We start from the raw sequence: 17,255 nt of genomic DNA, 5'->3' as shown, positions 1-17,255 counted from the left end.
ACTCATTCCCTCCTACAAAAAATTACAATACCAGCACCATTACAGTGCAAAGTTTCTATACTCCGGCGTTTTCCTCGCTAAAAAAGGTCTTTCTCACTTCTTAAGTCCATTTTAAGTATGGCGCACTTGTTGCTTATACCCCTAAAAGCCCTTAGGAGAAATAGTATGTTGCTAACGCCTGGCATAATCGTACTGTCACATCTATCAGATAGTGGAAAACTTGTTCTATTCGGAATCCTCACTCTATGCGCACTCACGCCCTATGTTGGATTAAATGCGCTGCCCTCCAGTACAGACCTGCCCTTGGTCTCTTTCCTGCTGGCCAGTTATTTTTTTATAGCAAGCCAACGGCTGAGCCGTATGCGAATACGCTCATTAATGGAACACATCACCGCCCTCAAGCGCGAGGAACAAACCCTTCCTTTGACAGAGCAAGACAAGGACTTCAACAATATTGCAAACCTAGTGAATGGATTGCTTCGCGAGCTAGACCGAAAAGAAGAGCTGTTAAAAAACTGCTCAATGGAAGCGGAATACACCGCGAAAGAGCTTCAAAACTCATCTTCTCAAGTTGCCTCTGGCGCTGAGCAAGAGTTTCAAGCATTAGACTCGCTGGCCGCTACAAGTGAAGAAATGAACGCCACTATTTCTAATATTGCAGGTAACTTGGACAGCACCAGCGCCAAAGCACTCAGTACGTTGTCGGAATCCAAGCAAGGTCGAGAGGTCTTGCTGAATTTAACGCATCGGCTAAAAGAGGTGGGCAGCATGGTGACTCACAACCAAGAGCACATTGATTCACTCACTCAAAGCGCGAATGAAATCTCGTCCTTTGTCGATCGTATTAAGGACATAACGTCGGAAATCAACCTACTCGCCTTGAACGCTTCCATCGAATCCGCACGCGCGGGAGAAGCAGGTAGAGGGTTTGCTGTCGTCGCTGATGAAGTCAGAACTCTCGCGAGAAATACGGCAAGCGCCACTTTAGACATTTCAGAGCTGGTTTCGAGTATGAATGACAGGGTCACGCTGTCGTATAAAAACAGTCAGCATCTCGACACATTAACCAATCAGGCACAGCAAACCTTAGAACACGTTACCTCATCACTCAGCTCCATTGAGTCTGCCGCGAATGACACACAGGAAGAAGTCGTCATGTCACGTGCAACGATGGAAGAATTTCGTCTAGCCAATGAACAAATGTCGCAACGTTTACAGCACCTTGCCTCCGTAAGTGAACTAAACTCAAAGAGTAGCCGAGACACAAAAGACATGGTTCGTTATTTAGAATGGCTTTCTTCTAAGCTCAAACCGCAAGGAGAACTTGTATGACACTGACACTCTTTATAGCCCTCTCTATCATTGTCGGCTTGTCATTCCTCGCCGTCTTTAGCACTGTTTGGTCTAAAAAGGCGGCAAAAGACCGAGCCATAAATGGTCTAGAAGGCCTTAAACAGCTCATCGGTATTATTAAACTGATTCAACAACACCGAGGTATTCACTCAGGTTACTTAAACGGTAAAACCGACTACAAAGGTAAACTCGCGTCGCTGGAAACGGATATTCAACATCGCTTTACCGTACTTAAACAATTTGAGGAAACACACAGTTTTAAACAAGGTTTCGGAGCAACAGAACTTCAACACCGTTGGAAGCGACTCACTCAAGCAAGCTTTCAATCCAGCAACGAAAGCTTCAGAGCACACTCTGGGCTGATTTCTCGGCTTTTAGACACGCTCTGGGATGTATCAGACAAGTTTGGGTTAACAACGCACCCTGATGCCGCAATTCGAGAGCTTGCAGCGCAATTCGTCCGAAACATTCCAGAACTAACAGAATCGATCGGTCAGATACGAGCATTGTCCGTTCAAGCGGCAAGCCATAATGAAGTCAGCGCCGACAAAAAGCTGCAACTGTTGTACACCTTGTCGCGTATTGAATCTCGATTAGTTGGGTTGGATCAGCATTTTCCAGAGCGCAGTATTAAACATATTTCCAGCTTTATCGCTGTAATTCGCCAAGGAATTGAAAACCAAAGTTTAAGAGATCAAGACCCAGATGTATTGTTCAAAGAAGCCACAGAAGTCATTGATCAACTGTACGAAGGCGTACTAAAAGGCTATTCAACCTTGAGAGAAAAAGTCATCAAGTAACGACCAATTAAGCTGCTGAAAACCTTAATTTGGCAGCTCTCATGGTGCGAAAAATACCGGATGGCAGCCAAATTATGTTTTCCTTTCGTTTTGGCTCCCTTTAATTGACCATGACGATAAGTGTTCTGTCATTCCTCAGAGTAATCAATCTACGTCATTTTAAAAGCGCTTCAAACTGGCTACACTCACACACTGATTGAGTAGATACGCCCATTGCTACATGGTACAACATGTATATGCACCTACATGCGCGCGACTCATCGCTTGTCACTGCCTAAAAGAAGTTGTTTTGTCGGAGACCAAACATTGAATAACGAGAGAGAGAAGTCAGGCTTAGCTTTAGATCTTACCCACGCGAAGTTAGCACAGTATTTGCCTTTCCTAGCATGGATGAAAGCATCGACCCAAAAATCCATCTATTCTGATTTTCTCGCAGCTTTAACGGGATTGATCGTTGTTCTTCCTCAAGGTGTGGCGTACGCCTTAATTGCGGGCGTGCCTCCTGAGTACGGCTTATATACCGCCATTATCGTTCCTATTGTAACCGCACTCTTTGGTTCATCTTGGCATCTTATTTCAGGCCCCGCTGCGGCCATTTCAATCGTCGTGTTAAGTATTGCTAGCAGTGTTGCCGACAGCACTCAATCGGACTTTATCTCTGCGGTTCTGTTGCTGACATTTTTGGTCGGGGTAATCCAGTTCGGGCTCGGTATCGCTCGGTTGGGCGTTCTCGTCAACTTTATCTCACATACGGTCGTGATTGGATTCACCGCGGGTGCAGCGCTTTTAATTGCGACCAGTCAATTTAAGTATGTTTTGGGGGTTAAGCTTGAGTCAGGGCTGTCGTTTCTAGCAACATGGAACCACGTATTCACTTCACTAGGGCAAGCTAATGTTTATGATATCGTCATTGCTGCCAGTACCATCGTCTTCACTTTGATCGCAAAGCGATTAAAGTCGCCTATTCCTCCTATGTTGTTGGGAATGCTTGCCAGCATTTTAGTGTGTTTCTTGCTTCAAGGTACATCACATAATGTCAGTATGGTGGGTGCAATGCCGTCTGGTTTACCTGTTTTTTATGTGCCGAATTGGTCGCAGGACCTGTTCAGTGCATTATTACCCGGTGCAACAGCACTGGCGATTTTAGGACTCGTAGAAGCGGTTTCTATTTCTCGCGCCATCGCCATTAAATCGGGCCAGCGAATTGACGGTAATCAGGAGTTTATCGGCCAAGGGCTGGCAAATATGATTGGAAGCTTTTTCTCGTGTCATGCGGCTTCTGGATCGTTTACACGCTCTGGAGTGAACTACGACGCTGGCGCGAGAACACCACTGGCAGCTCTGTTCACGGCTTTTATGCTCATATTGGTTCTTTGGTTCGTGCCCAACATAACGGCTTATTTACCGCTGTCTGCAATGGGCGGTGCCATTATGCTTATTGCATGGAATCTGATTGATTCAAAACATATCCATCATATTTTTAAGAGTAACCGGCAAGAGTCCATCATTCTATTAGTTACCTTTTTTGCGACACTCTTTATGGCACTGGAATTTGCCATTTATCTTGGCGTATTGGTTTCTTTGTTAATGTATTTAAAACGCACGTCTCAGCCTAGAGTCATGAATGTCGCACCAAAATCTTACGAACCAAGCATTGATCTTCGTAGCGTCGAACGTTTCGATCTAGACGAGCTTGAAAAGGTCAAAATTATTCGAATTGATGGCTCGATCTTTTTTGGCGCTGTTAACCACATTCAAAAAGAAATTCAGTTGCGCCAAAAAGCCGACCCACAATTACGACACATTCTCATACATGGCCCTGGCATCAACTTTATCGATTTATCCGGAGCGGAAATGCTGGAACGTGAAGCTCGTCGCCTTGAACAAGAAAGCTGCTCTCTCTACTTTTGCGCACTTAAAAATACCGTAATGGACGAAATTAGAAACTACGGATTAATGGAGAATATCGGCGAAGATCATTTTTTCGCCTCGGCTGATGATGCGCTTTCGACGCTAGATATCTCAAATAAGGACTCTTTTTAGAACGAAGACAACCCTCAGCACTCATTACAGGCTCACCAGACGCGCTGACGATGTTTATCACCCAATGTCAATCTATCCACAATTCGAACCGTTAAAAGTGATCTGGGGATAGATTGAGGGGTTATTCTGGGGTTATCAACAATTTTGTTTCAATAACTCAGAGAGCGGCACTGGCTTGTTATATAAAAAACCTTGGTGATGATAAATACCATTAGCAATGAGCTTGTCCGCTTGCTCTTGCGTCTCCACACCTTCCGCAACCACGCCTTGCCCCATAGATTGAGACATATGAACAACAGCACCAATAATGGCAGAACCATTTTTAAATATGTTGTTTATAAAAGCGCGATCGATTTTTATAACGTCCACACCAATGTCTTGAATAACAGAAAGAGAGGAATACCCTGTACCAAAATCATCAATTGAAACTTTAATACCCATATCTCGCACACGTTCAATACGTTTTAGCAGTGCGCCTTTATCAGTTGCAAAAACAGATTCGGTCAGCTCTAAATGGATTTTTGATGAACCTACGCCTGTTTCAGCTAACACCTTCTCAATAAGATCAACAAACTCATCGTTTTGAAACTGGATAACAGAAACGTTAATGCCTATTGCGGCATTTGGATACGCTTGACTCAATGACGCGCTGTCCTCACACGCTCTTTTTAACACCCAATTCCCTAAGGCCTGTATCAAACCATGCTGCTCAGCGATGACGATGAATTCATCTGGTGAAATAAACTCTCCGTTAAGTTGCCAACGACACAGTGCCTCAAAAGACACAACTTCATTCGTGCGCGCATCAAAAATAGGTTGATAATACAGTTCGAGACTATTATTTCGGATGGCCTCATCGAGCTTCTTCTTCAGCATGAGTTCTCTGTTGTACTTTTCAATCAATGTTTGGTTGAAAAAACCAACGAGCCCTTTCTCGATCTTTTTTTGCTGATACATCGCAATGTCTGCATTTTGAATCAGTGCGCTATGAGAATCTCCGTGTTCTGGATAACTTGCCACACCAATCGTGGCACCTACAGACAAACTCATACGGTTAATGAGATAAGGTTGTGAAAGTTTCTGAATCAAGCCATTCGCTTTCTCTTCGAGCTTTTCTTGATCCAGCGTCAGAATCAAAAACTCATCGCCGCCCCATCGTCCGACCACATCAGAATCATTGAGTAAATGTTTTAATCGTTCAGCCGTTTGCTTTAATAAATCGTCACCAACAGCATGACCAAAGCGATCATTAATGGATTTGAACCCATCTAGGTCGACGAACATTAAAGAATAATGTCTGCTCTCTTTTTGAATGTGTTTTAACGCTTTTAAAAAACCATAACGATTGAGTAAATCTGTTAACGAATCAAACCGCGACAGATGATCAAGCTGTTTCGTTCTTTGCTCTATCTCATTTTCCATGTGGGATATGAGGTGCAGGTTCTGATACTTGTGTGAAATGGCTTGTTTGGTAAAACGAGAGGCAGAAAGCGCATTGGCAAATATAATCGATGTAAAAAATATACCGAGCCAGCCAAATATATGAAAGCTCGCTGTGGAAGAGAAAATTAACACGATTGAATACGGCAACAACACCAACGTGGAGTAGGCAGCCGAAAGAAAACGGCTTGCCGACAAAAAGTTAACTGAGCCACTTGCCAGCGCACCTAGAATAACCACCGACGAAATATTGGATACAAAAGTAGAGGTTTCGTGAAACCAAACACCATAAACACTCCACGTAAGCGCCGTCAGAATAAGACAAATAGAAAAGCGTTTTATATAACGAGGATAAATTCGTTCTTGATTATGTTTAACTGCGAAAACGTAACAAAAATGGTCCACCACCCGAGCCATTAATATCGTCGTCATCACAGCAAGCCATATAAGCCGTTGCGCCATATCAAAAGGATGGTCGAATCCAAAAACCAAGACAAAAGCTAAGACCAGAGCAGCGCCTATACCGACTAAACTGCGAGTATAAAGAAGGCTGAGAACTTCTCGCCTCTCTGAATGGGAACTGTCTGAATAAACATTGTTCACAGCTTGCTCCACTTTTCCCCCTTGTCGTATGTGTTGGATGACGACGAAAGCGGCAGCACATCATCGCAAACGCTCTTCGCACACAGTTAGTACTGTCCAGCTCTCACGATCTACTCTTACTATCCAACTCGTACTGTCCAACTTGGCAGTCGTTAATTTACGACTTAAGCGCTAATACTCAAGGTTTACTCCGGTCGAGAGCAATTTACAAGCCTCTGCTACATAACGCTGTTAAGCATTACGGATGTTTACATGTTAAAAAAGGGAATCGTTACAAACTCAACAGCTAAAGCAGTGAATAGTGTTTACGTATTAGTAACATTTTGATCCACTTCGCGGCCCAAAATCTCATCTAATCGTTTCGGTTTTGAGTAATAATACCCTTGTAAATAATCACAACCATATTCACACAAAAGCGCCGCCTGTTCTGATGTTTCCACCCCTTCGGCGACGACCGTCATACCCAGTGAGTGCGCCATGGCAATCATTCCTTCGCACAACGAAACCGATGATTCTGGCCCATCTAGACGACTGACAAACGTTTTGTCAATTTTCAGGTAATCCATTTGATAATTCATTATATAAGCAAGGGACGAGTAGCCGGTTCCAAAGTCGTCCAAAGCGACTTGAATACCATGCTTTCGAAAATTCAACAGCTGTTGTTGCGCGCCTTCTTCTGAACTCATAAATACATTTTCTGTGATCTCAACGATCAATCCGTTTTTATTCGGCGTCGATTCACTGAACACGCCCGTCAAAAGTTCATACAACAATTTTGTACTGTCAGATTGACTGTTTGAAAGCTGTAATGGAGAAACATTTACGCTGACTTGAATCTCCTCTCCATATAAACCCTTCAGCTTCTCCAACGCCATTTTCGCTTCCAAAATAACCCATTCACCAATCATAATAATTTGGCCAGATTCTTCTGCATAACCAATAAACTGATCTGGGGGTATCAGGCCTTTCGTCGGATGCGACCATCGAATCAAAGCTTCGAATTTCACCACTTTCCCAAATCGATTCACAATAGGTTGAAAAACCAGATGAAACTCGTTGTTCGCAATCGCATTACGAAGATCTTTTACGAGTTCAATTTTTTCCAGTAATGCGTATTTCAACTCGACATTAAAATCTTTTATCTGATTTCGACCGGCATGTTTTGCAGAATACAGCGCTTGATCTGCCGCCGCCATTAGCTCACGTTCGTCAGAGCCATCCCTTGGAAAAGTTGCGATCCCGATACTCGAACTGATAAATATTTCTTCATCATAAATATCAAACGGAGTACAAATTTGAGATTGAATATTTTGACAAAAATCATGTACGTAATCGTTGTTAACGCCAGCACCACTCAACAAAAAAATAAATTCATCGCCTCCTAAGCGACAAATAAGCTGTTCTTTTGGACACAGAGCCTGCAACCTTTTTGCCGCAACACGCAAGATTTCATCGCCAACTTGGTGTCCTCGCGTATCGTTTATTTCTTTAAAGAGATCCAAATCGATGAGTAAAAGAGCGCATTGGTGATTATGACGTTTTGTCTCTTGCAACGCGTTTATTAAGCCTTGATTGAAGCGTTCCCTATTTCCAATTCCTGTCAGCAAGTCAGTTTGAGCCTGCTGAATCATCTTTTGTTCTGCCTGCTCTTTTCTCTCAGCCATCACCATAAACCGGTTTTGCAACTGGTCCATTTCTTTTACGCCCGTTGCGTCTTTCTCGGTTATCTTTTCATTTAGCCCCATACGAAATGTCATATTTGACAAAGTATTCAGCGGCCCAAGAATGGAATTTAAAAAGAAGATACGAAGTAAAAGTAATAGAGCCACGACAAAAGCGGTAAAAAGAGCAAAAATAAAAGAATAACGCGCATCAATGTCCGCTAACGCTTCATCGACTGCGATGCCGGTAACGAAAGTTAACATGACCCTTCCGAGATCATCTTTAACATCGTACTCAATGAAGATTCTTTCCACGCCATCATGGCCTTTTATGATATCTGAGGCCAAGAACGGACTTTCAACAGGTTCGTATTCACTGTTTTTTGGGAAGCTCGCCACCGCATTGCCTTTAGCATCTAAGACGTAAGCAAGGCTTTTGTTAGGCAGCTCAATACTGCTTAAGAGATCAGCCCACCAATCGAGAGAAATAACAACGACAGCAGCACCTACGACATTATTTCCCTCGGGGTCAGCGTCACTCCAAACTGGATAGGCAAAATTGATCGTCGGTTGACCAATCGCACGATCTGTTAATGCTCCGCTCGTCGTAAAGCGTTTTTCAGTCAACGCTTCTTTGATATAACCTCGATCTACAACATTTACAGGAGCGTTAAGCTTCGTTCCATTGCAAGTCAGTATACCTTGGGCATTTGGAACCCCAATATTAGCGTATCGATCATCAAGATAGGTTAATCGTTGGACAAATTGTTGGCACTCTTTTGAATCCGGGCGTTGCAGTGGAGGCTGTGCGGCGAGAGAAGTAAGAAACTGACGCGTTGATGCAATAATAGCATCCTGATTTTGTACCGCTTGAATAGAAATCAGATCTGCGTATCGATGCAGTTCATTCTTTTCAGAAGCTTTACTGTAATCAAAACTAAGATAAATAAATACGTAACAAGGCGACACAATCAACAATGCAATTAAGTACAGCCTTCCCTTCAACGTATTTAACATTCCCAACCTCTAATTCCTTAATAACGACGCTGCAATAAATCCGAATGAAATAATTACCCTAAAGATAACCACATAATTGTTATTTATATCAGTAAGATTTCAGTGCAAACTACAGAACATTATAAAATGAATTATCCTGCATATCCCTTACAAAAGTTAAAAGAGTATGCTGAATAATTTCAGAATGTGTCAATAATTTAATAGAAAAAAATTGTTTCCGAACTCCAACAATGACTCGTTTGAATCAGGAGCCTGATGAAAATCAAAAAAGAAACTTAGCGCAAATAAAAAATACTCGTGTAAATACACTTGTCTGCTAATCTAATGCATGAGAGATTATATTCTCTACCTTTCGAGCTATTGCAGGATGCATTCATGAAACACTATATTCTAAGTAAGTTGAATAAAACGGACTCGAATGAAAGAAACACAAATACCGAATTCCAACTAAAAACCAATCTGAAAAACCAAATAAGTGCTTTATTGCAACAACAGATGAAAGATGCAAACAGTAAGAAAGCCGCATCGTACTTTTGGGGCAATACCGGTTGGGTCATCGAGCAGGCTTTGCTGGAATCACATAATATTGTCGAGTGGCAAGAAGACGAAAGCATATCATCGTACTTTGAAAGAGTGCTGCCAGAATTAATGCGGCTGCTTCATAAGTACCGTTCTAGTTGTGACGACCCTAATGGATACGGCTTTGCGGTCGTTAACGAGCTCTACTTAATGCTAATCGAGCGCGCGAAAAATCATCAACAACACGTACTCACACCTTAATTCCGTCTTTATGGTAAAGTCGAATCTCTTAAACGCGTGATGCTCCGAGCACATCGTCGTAGTATTGACTCAACACATTAGGAGAATCTCTGTGGACACCTTAACTCGTAACCTCTATCTAGTTAAAGAACATGTTGGTATGTTCAAAGCGGCCAACAACTTTGACATTTTTGACCCAGAGACGGGCAACAAAATTCTAGAATGTCGCGAAGAAAATTTAGGGTTAATCACTAAGATACTTCGATTTACAGACTATAAAACATACACGCCATTTGATGTACGCATTCGAACCGAAGATGGCCGTCAGGTTGTTCGAGTAAAAAGGGGGATTTCTCTGCTTCGGTCTCATGTAGAAGTGCTCGACGAAAACGATCGCTTACTCGGAAGCTTCCATCAAAAGCTCCTCTCAATTGGAGGAAAATTTTCCATTCATGATCAAGATGGCAATGAAGTTTGTGAGCTTAAAGGAAAATGGACTGGCTGGGATTTCAAGTTCCTCTATGGTGATGTCGAAATGGCTCATGTAAGCAAACAATGGGCAGGGATAGGAAAAGAAATGTTCACCAGTGCGGACAATTATGTGCTTGAGATATCAGATCATATTGCAGCCAACAGCCCAGCAAGACAGCTGATTATTGCTGCGGTCATGTGCATAGACATGGTTTTGAAGGAATAATCGAGAAAGAGGGAAGTGCAGTAGCGTCGCAGCCCTTAGTAACGCTTCACTGTATTACACTCTATGTATTCAAAATTAATGTCCTCACCCAAACCAGGTCGTTTGGGAAGAGAAACGTAGCCGTCGCCGTCCATAGGGTCAATTAAAGAATGAAGGTACGCTGGCGGCTTATCATAGTCACACATAGGGTGTAATAACCCCCGTTCGTACCACTCGCAATTTCCTATTGCCCCCACCACTGCCAAATTTGCGGCACCATTTCCATGAATCTCACAATTCATTCCAAACGCCTCGGCTAGATGGGCAGTTTTCATGCAGGGAGAAATACCGCCCCCGTTTGCCACCCCTATTCGTAAAATGTCACATGCATTCTGCTTGGCCCAGCTCGCCCGACTAAAATGCTTACCCCCGATGGTTTCAGGACCTACGATCGGAGTTTCTATCTTGCTTTGAAGCCATCGATACGATTCCATTGATTCTTCAACCATGGGCTCCTCAAACCAAGAGAAGTTCAAGCGGTCAAGCGCTCTCCCTATCTTTAGCGTGTCAGTACGCGAATACCAATGGTAGCCATCTAACATGAGAGCGATATCCGCTCCAACCGCTTCTCTCACTGCTTCACATGCCCGAATATCTCGGTCAACGCTGGGGGCAAAGCGTACCGGTGGCATCCATGTATGGAGCTTAATTCCTTTATAACCGAGCTGTACGAGCTGATTGGCAAAGTCGGCGTACTCCTCTGGAGTAGACAGACCACCACTCACTTCATCACCACACATCGTGCTTCCGTACGCCTTTACTTTATCTCGATACCCACCCAGTAATTGATGTACTGGCACTTTCAGTTGCCGCCCTGCTAAATCCCATAATGCAGAATCCAATACTGCCATGGCACGATCCGTCAGTTGACCTGCACTGCCACGCTGTCTATGCCACAAATTTTGCCAGATTCTCTCCCGCGCATGGATTGACACATTCAGCGCGGCTTTTTTAAAGTACTGCTCTACGACATAAGGACGTATCACCTCTGGGGGAGCGAACGCATAGCCTTCACGGCCGTCATCAGAGGTAAGTCGGAGCATCGCAATTTGAGCCTCTGAGGGTGCTCCAGCATGAGCATGTCCTGCTTGATCACGAGATATCTGAGACAGGTACTGAATCACATTGACCTCAATTGACACGATATCCATATTCACCTCTTTTTTATAAAACGGCGTTTTATTTATTCCTAAATTAAAGGTAGCATACTTAAATCTACTCTTCGAGCGTACAATTTTGGATCAGATTGAGCTGAGTTATGACCTTTACATTGGATGTGCGCGGAGCAACGACATTGTTCATTGTCGGCTCAATGCGCAATCAGGTTTCTTGTCCAAAGTAAGTCACCTAGCTTTACCTGATGTGCAAAAATTTGGCGGTACATTACCATTAGCCATATCGCCAGAAGGCCAACACCTTTACGCAGCGTGCCGCGGAGAACCACACGCCATTCACACCTTTTTAATCAAGAATAATGGCGCCCTTGTTCATCAAAAAACAACAAATATTGAGAAGAATCTCGCGTACATTTGGGCGTCCAAATACGATGACATTTTATATTCTGCATCGTATGTAGATCATGATATTTCCCTTTATCAAATAGATAACGATCACACGATAGGTAAGTCGCCAATAAGCGCCAATATCGGCGCTCATTCTCATATGTTTCGTTCAATAAAACGCGATGGCCAAATGTTTGCTTTTGCGAGCAGCTTGGGCAGTGATCAGATTTGTATGTGGAGCGCCGCCCCTTTTATAAAGCACGCAGCGTTGGAACAACCTGACACAACGTTACAGCTGGCTAAAGGCACAGGGCCAAGGCATATTGGCTTTCACCCTACGCTCAATTTCATTTACGTTATCGGAGAGTTAAACGGCACAATAACTGCCATACAGTACACTCAAAATAAGCTCACAGTTCAGCAAGAAATGCTGCTTTCCGCCTGCTTATACAACCCACGCAATGACATTGCGGCGGCAGACATCCACATTCGCCACGATGGGCAATTTTTATATGCATCCGAAAAATGCTCCTCAACGATCGATGTTTTTGCATTAAACGAGAAAGGGGCAATGAGTCATGTACAAACGGTTCAAACAGAAGAGCGTCCGAGAAGCATTGCACTTACTCGCGACAGTGTATTTTTAATTGCTGCTGGTCAATCGTCCAACCACATTGCCTGCTACGCGATTCACCCACACTCAGGCCATCTCACATTCAAGAGCCGACTTAAGGTTGGAAAAAGCCCTGATTGGATAGAATTACGACCCGTCTAAAACTATTGATCTGACGACTTGAATCTATGCTCCGCTCTCTTTAGCATCATAAGCCTTAATTTACGGAGAGATTACTTTGCAAAAAATATACTTAGCGGGCCCCGAGGTATTCTTACCAAATGCGGAAGAAATCGGCGAAACGAAAAAAGCGCTGTGCGAAAAATATGGGTTTACTGGTATTTTTCCTTTAGATAAAACCATTGCACCTCAGGCCACTCCCCTAGATACGGCCCTAGCAATAAGCAAGGGAAATGAGTTGTTGGTAGAAAAATGCGATATCGTAGTCGCTAATCTCACGCCCTTTCGGGGAACCAGTGCAGACGCAGGGACAATTTACGAGCTAGGTTTAGGCAGAGGGTTACGTAAAAAGTTGGCCGCCTACAGCAACACGACGACGCCTTTTTTAGATCGAGTATGGCACCAATATGGCGAAGGTGACCTTGCGAATGCACCTAAAGGAGAAATACGAGACAAACTAGATCACAAAATAGAAGAATTTGGCTTAATGGATAATCTCATGCTTGAAGGCGGCATCCATATCGCTAACGGGCTATTTCTAACGGGCGATGTCGACCCTTCTGCTTTGTATACGGACTTAACCGTCTTTGAGACGTTACTTTCTCAGCTGCAAAAACGATACAATGCATGAATATATAAGCAATGAGTTAGAAAACAGTACATTAGAGAACGGTGAATTCAAGAGCAATCACTTTTCCGCATTTTCTGATCGTACATTGCACGATCTGCGCATTTAAGAATATGCTCAAAGTCTGTCTCAGGAGTAACGATAAAGTCCGTTACTCCCCATGAGTAGCTTAGCCCCGACGTATTGCCTTCATCATACAAGGGGTTTGTATTCAAATATTGATCTAGTTGAGCAATAGGGTCGCTCACGTTTAGATCGCTGCTATTCTCTGCTTTGGACACGACCATGAATTCATCACCACCCAATCGTCCCACTAAATCAGAATGATGAAAACTCGCCTGCAAGCCTGAGGAGAACACTTTAAGTGCCTTGTCTCCTAAGTCATGACCTCCACTGTCATTCAGAGATTTGAAGTTATCCAAATCAAAATAATAGGCTTTTAAGCGTACATCATTTGCAGAAGAGAACAACTTTTCAGTGTCAGATACAAACCCGATGCGATTAAGCAATTGGGTTAATCCATCCAACTTGGCCAAACGCAGTGCAAGTAACTCGCGCTCAACGATGCTACCGAGATCATTGAGAGACTGGAGATTCTCATCACTGAACTGCCGAGGTTTAGTGTCAATTAAGCACAATGTTCCTAAAGCGTAGCCTTGGTGATCTCGCAATACCTTCCCTGTATAAAAACGAATCGACAAGTCCCCCGTTACTAAAGGGTTATCAAAGAAGCGAATATCTTTCGTCGCATCCTCAACAATAAGATGATTTTCTTCGTTAATTGAATGACCACAAAACGAAATATCTCGACTCGTTTCACAGGCCGCCAAACCTACTTTAGATTTAAACCACTGACGTTCTTCGTCTACTAAGCTCACTAAGGCAATAGGGACATCAAACATATTGCTGGCCAAACGGGTAATGCAATCAAAACGCTGTTCTGGCTCTGTGTCTAAAATACGCAGAATGTTTAAAGCGTATAAACGCGCTTCATCGTTGGTAGGAATATCAGGTTTTTTCACCGAGAGCACCACTAAAAACTATAAATTGATACCCTAATAAAGGTATTTACATAATAATAGCAGTCGTTGAAGGCTCAATTGTGTCTGTTTGTTGAGTAATGTGTAACGTGATGTATGTCTGAAGAGTGGTAAAGAATGGATATTTCCGATTGTTTCCATTTCCGTTCCTGACAACAGAAACAATCGAAATAGTGGCTTCGAAAAAGCCACTCAAACTATTACAGTACTTGTCCCAAAAAGCGATTCAAACGAGGGTGGTTGGATTCGAAGAAGGTATCGGGCGATTCTTCTAGAATAAGTTCGCCCTCTTCCATGAAAACAACTCGGTCTGCGACTTCCTTAGCAAAGCCCATTTCATGTGTTACAACCACCATGGTCATGCCTTCTTGAGCAAGGCCTTTCATAACATCCAGCACTTCACCCACCATTTCAGGGTCCAGCGCACTAGTCGGCTCGTCGAACAACATGATCTTAGGCTTCATCGCTAATGCTCTCGCAATGGCCACTCGTTGCTGCTGTCCACCAGACAAACGTGAAGGGTAGTTCTGCATACGCTCCGCTAAGCCAACACGCGTGAGTAACTCACGAGCATGAACTTCAGCCTCAGCACGAGTTTCCTTTTTTACTTTCATCGGCGACAACATCACATTTCCCAATGCGGTCTTATGAGGAAACAAGTTAAACGACTGAAACACCATGCCGACTTCTTCACGAACTTTATTAATATTGGTTGAACTGTCGGTCAGTTCGATTCCATCAATATCGATTGCGCCAGTAGAAATGGTTTCAAGCTGATTCAATGTTCGAAGAAACGTCGATTTACCGGAACCACTTGGCCCAATAATAACCACCACTTCACCGCGTTTAACATCTAGCGACACTTTCTTTAATGCATGACAACCATTGGGATAGGTCTTATCAACATGACGAGCCTGAATAATGGGCGCATTTAATGTTTTATCAGTCACTTGCAGATAACCTCTTTTCTAAGATCTGAATGGCCCAAGACAACGCTCCCGTCACGATGAGATACAGAGCTGCGACCGTAAACCACACCTCAAACGGTGCGAAACTGCCACTCACAACTTCACGGCCAGCTTTTGTTAAGTCTGTAATAGAAATAACAGAAACCAATGAGGAATCTTTAATTAAGTTTATAAACTGCCCAGCCAAAGGCGGTAGTGTTCGCTTGATGGCTTGCGGCATAATGACATAGCACATCGCTTGGACATAATTCATGCCTAACGATCGAGCAGCTTCCATTTGACCTGTCGGCACTGACTGAATTCCTGCGCGAACAATTTCAGCAACATAGGCGCCCGTAAAGATAGACAGTGCTGCTACCCCAGCCGTAAATCGATCGAGATCAAATACAGTGCCAATAAAGAAATAGACGATAAAGATCTGCACCAATAATGGTGTACCGCGTATGACTTCAACATACGTAACGGCGAGATTGCGCATCACTTGCCGGTGCGATATCCGCATCAAGCCAAATATTAGCCCTAAAATGATCGAAAATATCAGCGATATAAACGATAATTTTATCGTCACCCAAAGGCCTTCGGCAATTGGGCCAAAACGCCACCCTTCCAATCGTGCCAGCGTATCGCCTTGAAAGATTAAATCGCCATCATATGCGACTAACGTTGTGTATTCTCTAACAATCTGAGGATCGCCACCGTAATCAGGTTCAATGCTTAGAGTCCCTTTTTCATCGATCACTACGGTTCCGTCTGTCTCAGCAAAAATATCTTGTGGGTCAGTGTTTACAATATACGGCCATAAACGCTCCCAATGCCAAGTGTAGTTGATACGTTGTCCAGAGAAATACACTCCGGAAATGAGGATAGCCATTATAAGCAAATAAAGCCCATGACCCAGCCAGCGACTAGATTGTGTTTCCATGATATCTCTTAATTAGCAGTGAAAGAGGGCCCATAACATTATGAGCCCTCTCGGGAAGGAGTCTTATTGAATGCTGTCTACCCAAGAGTCCGATTCGAACCACTTAGAGTAAATACGATCATACGTACCATCGTTCTTAATTTGTGTAAGGTAATTATTCAAGAAGTTAAGGAAGTTCGGATCATCTTGACGAATAGCCCAGCCAAGAGGTTCGTAAGTGAACGATTCATCTAAATGAACGACTGTGTCTTGATGCTGAGAAGAGTACAAAGCGTTAAATGGAAGGTCATAAACAAACGCATCCGCTTTTCCGTTTGCTACTTGCAGTACACCGTCTGCGGACGTTTCAAACAAATCCAATTTTGCCTTCGACAAATACTTTTTCGCAGCTTCTGCGCCGGTCGTACCAAGCTGAGACGTTATTGTATATTTTGGATCGTTTAGGTCTTTATAACTTGTGATTTTGCCTTCTAGCTCAGGCTTTATCACGACAGTTTGACCAATCGTAATGTACGGGTTAGCAAACATCACTTTTAGGTTACGCTGAGCCGTAATCGTCATACCACCCATGATGATGTCACATTTCTCAGTTTGAAGAGCTGGAATGATGCCATCCCAAGCGGTATTAACAGGAACAAACTTAACATCCATGGTTCGAGCCATGTGTTTGCCAATATCAATATCAAAACCAATGAATCGACCGTCTTTCGTTTTCATTTCAAACGGAATGTAACCCGCTTCGAAACACACTTTAAGCTCATCGCTTGATAGGATACCATCGATTGCAGACGCAGCATTAACGTTTGCTGTAGCGACAAGAGAACCTGCCAACGCCAAACCCGCTAAGGCTTTTTTAATACCCAATTTCATAAGTGTCCCCATTGTTTGTTTTTTAGAATACTTAAAAGATTAATTTACCATTAGATTGCTAGAATAATGTCTATCTCACTGCTTTTAAAAAGCAATAAACCTGCCAACCGTTAAGGCAAA

The 17,255-nt window shown here is 43.3% G+C and carries 14 protein-coding genes; 7 read left to right on the top strand and 7 right to left on the bottom strand.

Translation table 11 applies throughout. The annotated features are described in order from the left end of the window. Positions 1 to 165 precede the first annotated feature (165 nt). From DFP79_RS00845 to DFP79_RS00835, 3 genes are all read left to right on the top strand, one after another. Positions 166 to 1,332 carry a methyl-accepting chemotaxis protein gene (locus DFP79_RS00845; protein ID WP_166637610.1) on the top strand — a complete coding sequence of 389 codons (1,167 nt, stop codon included), beginning with the start codon at positions 166 to 168 and terminating at the stop codon, positions 1,330 to 1,332. Then, a complete protein-coding gene (locus tag DFP79_RS00840; RefSeq protein WP_133502032.1) occupies positions 1,329 to 2,153 on the top strand; it encodes a nitrate- and nitrite sensing domain-containing protein in 825 nt (274 codons plus the stop codon). The genes DFP79_RS00845 and DFP79_RS00840 overlap by 4 nt, the downstream gene beginning before the upstream one ends. A 306-nt stretch (positions 2,154 to 2,459) precedes the next feature. Continuing rightward, a complete protein-coding gene (locus DFP79_RS00835) occupies positions 2,460 to 4,196 on the top strand; it encodes a SulP family inorganic anion transporter (protein ID WP_243730164.1) in 1,737 nt (578 codons plus the stop codon). Between the two features lie 135 nt (positions 4,197 to 4,331). Here the strand turns inward: DFP79_RS00835 and DFP79_RS00830 are convergent, their stop codons facing one another. Then, positions 4,332 to 6,239, bottom strand: coding sequence for a putative bifunctional diguanylate cyclase/phosphodiesterase (locus tag DFP79_RS00830; protein WP_133502028.1), 1,908 nt, complete (start codon positions 6,237 to 6,239; stop codon positions 4,332 to 4,334). A gap of 305 nt (positions 6,240 to 6,544) precedes the next feature. Next, positions 6,545 to 8,917: a bifunctional diguanylate cyclase/phosphodiesterase gene (locus tag DFP79_RS00825; protein ID WP_133502026.1), complete on the bottom strand. Its 2,373-nt coding sequence runs from the start codon at positions 8,915 to 8,917 to the stop codon at positions 6,545 to 6,547. Positions 8,918 to 9,292: 375 nt separating this feature from the next. On the opposite strand from DFP79_RS00825, the gene DFP79_RS00820 reads away from it, so the two are divergent. Both DFP79_RS00820 and DFP79_RS00815 read left to right on the top strand, forming a co-directional pair. Further along, positions 9,293 to 9,697 (top strand): hypothetical protein, encoded by a 405-nt coding sequence (locus DFP79_RS00820; RefSeq protein WP_133502024.1) that lies wholly within the window; start codon positions 9,293 to 9,295, stop codon positions 9,695 to 9,697. Between the two features lie 91 nt (positions 9,698 to 9,788). Continuing rightward, positions 9,789 to 10,373, top strand: a complete 585-nt coding sequence (locus DFP79_RS00815) for an LURP-one-related family protein (protein WP_208111376.1) — start codon at positions 9,789 to 9,791, stop codon at positions 10,371 to 10,373. A gap of 35 nt (positions 10,374 to 10,408) precedes the next feature. Here DFP79_RS00815 and DFP79_RS00810 read toward each other — a convergent pair whose 3' ends face one another. After that, the gene (locus tag DFP79_RS00810) at positions 10,409 to 11,563 is read right to left on the bottom strand and encodes a mandelate racemase family protein (protein ID WP_133502023.1); all 1,155 of its coding nucleotides are present in this window, start codon (positions 11,561 to 11,563) and stop codon (positions 10,409 to 10,411) included. Between the two features lie 85 nt (positions 11,564 to 11,648). Here DFP79_RS00810 and DFP79_RS00805 point away from each other — a divergent pair, with 85 nt between their 5' ends. Together DFP79_RS00805 and DFP79_RS00800 are read left to right on the top strand one after the other, a co-directional pair. Then, positions 11,649 to 12,689, top strand: a complete 1,041-nt coding sequence (locus DFP79_RS00805) for a lactonase family protein (RefSeq protein ID WP_166637609.1) — start codon at positions 11,649 to 11,651, stop codon at positions 12,687 to 12,689. A 76-nt stretch (positions 12,690 to 12,765) separates the two neighbouring features. Then, a complete protein-coding gene (locus DFP79_RS00800) occupies positions 12,766 to 13,338 on the top strand; it encodes a nucleoside 2-deoxyribosyltransferase (protein ID WP_133502019.1) in 573 nt (190 codons plus the stop codon). Positions 13,339 to 13,385: 47 nt separating this feature from the next. Here DFP79_RS00800 and DFP79_RS00795 read toward each other — a convergent pair whose 3' ends face one another. From DFP79_RS00795 to DFP79_RS00780, 4 genes are all read right to left on the bottom strand, one after another. Next, positions 13,386 to 14,357 (bottom strand): sensor domain-containing diguanylate cyclase, encoded by a 972-nt coding sequence (locus DFP79_RS00795; RefSeq protein ID WP_133502017.1) that lies wholly within the window; start codon positions 14,355 to 14,357, stop codon positions 13,386 to 13,388. Between the two features lie 218 nt (positions 14,358 to 14,575). After that, the gene (locus DFP79_RS00790; RefSeq protein WP_133502015.1) at positions 14,576 to 15,325 is read right to left on the bottom strand and encodes an amino acid ABC transporter ATP-binding protein; all 750 of its coding nucleotides are present in this window, start codon (positions 15,323 to 15,325) and stop codon (positions 14,576 to 14,578) included. Then, a complete protein-coding gene (locus tag DFP79_RS00785) occupies positions 15,318 to 16,265 on the bottom strand; it encodes an amino acid ABC transporter permease (protein ID WP_133502014.1) in 948 nt (315 codons plus the stop codon). The genes DFP79_RS00790 and DFP79_RS00785 overlap by 8 nt, the downstream gene beginning before the upstream one ends. A 63-nt stretch (positions 16,266 to 16,328) precedes the next feature. Next, positions 16,329 to 17,135 carry a transporter substrate-binding domain-containing protein gene (locus DFP79_RS00780; RefSeq protein WP_133502012.1) on the bottom strand — a complete coding sequence of 269 codons (807 nt, stop codon included), beginning with the start codon at positions 17,133 to 17,135 and terminating at the stop codon, positions 16,329 to 16,331. Positions 17,136 to 17,255 lie beyond the last annotated feature (120 nt).

Origin of the sequence: Marinomonas balearica (assembly GCF_004362145.1) — a bacterium.
GTDB lineage: Bacteria > Pseudomonadota > Gammaproteobacteria > Pseudomonadales > Marinomonadaceae > Marinomonas > Marinomonas balearica.
Note: the sequence above shows the minus strand (reverse complement) of the source record. Positions and strands in the feature narration are given on the sequence as shown.

Bases quoted from the DNA above. Each gene is read 5' to 3' on its own strand.
- DFP79_RS00845 (WP_166637610.1), top strand. From the start codon at position 166: ATGTTGCTAACGCCTGGCATAATCGTACTGTCACATCTATCAGATAGT.
- DFP79_RS00840 (WP_133502032.1), top strand. From the start codon at position 1,329: ATGACACTGACACTCTTTATAGCCCTCTCTATCATTGTCGGCTTGTCA.
- DFP79_RS00825 (WP_133502026.1), bottom strand. From the start codon at position 8,917: ATGTTAAATACGTTGAAGGGAAGGCTGTACTTAATTGCATTGTTGATT.
- DFP79_RS00820 (WP_133502024.1), top strand. From the start codon at position 9,293: ATGAAACACTATATTCTAAGTAAGTTGAATAAAACGGACTCGAATGAA.
- DFP79_RS00810 (WP_133502023.1), bottom strand. From the start codon at position 11,563: ATGGATATCGTGTCAATTGAGGTCAATGTGATTCAGTACCTGTCTCAG.
- DFP79_RS00785 (WP_133502014.1), bottom strand. From the start codon at position 16,265: ATGGAAACACAATCTAGTCGCTGGCTGGGTCATGGGCTTTATTTGCTT.
- DFP79_RS00780 (WP_133502012.1), bottom strand. From the start codon at position 17,135: ATGAAATTGGGTATTAAAAAAGCCTTAGCGGGTTTGGCGTTGGCAGGT.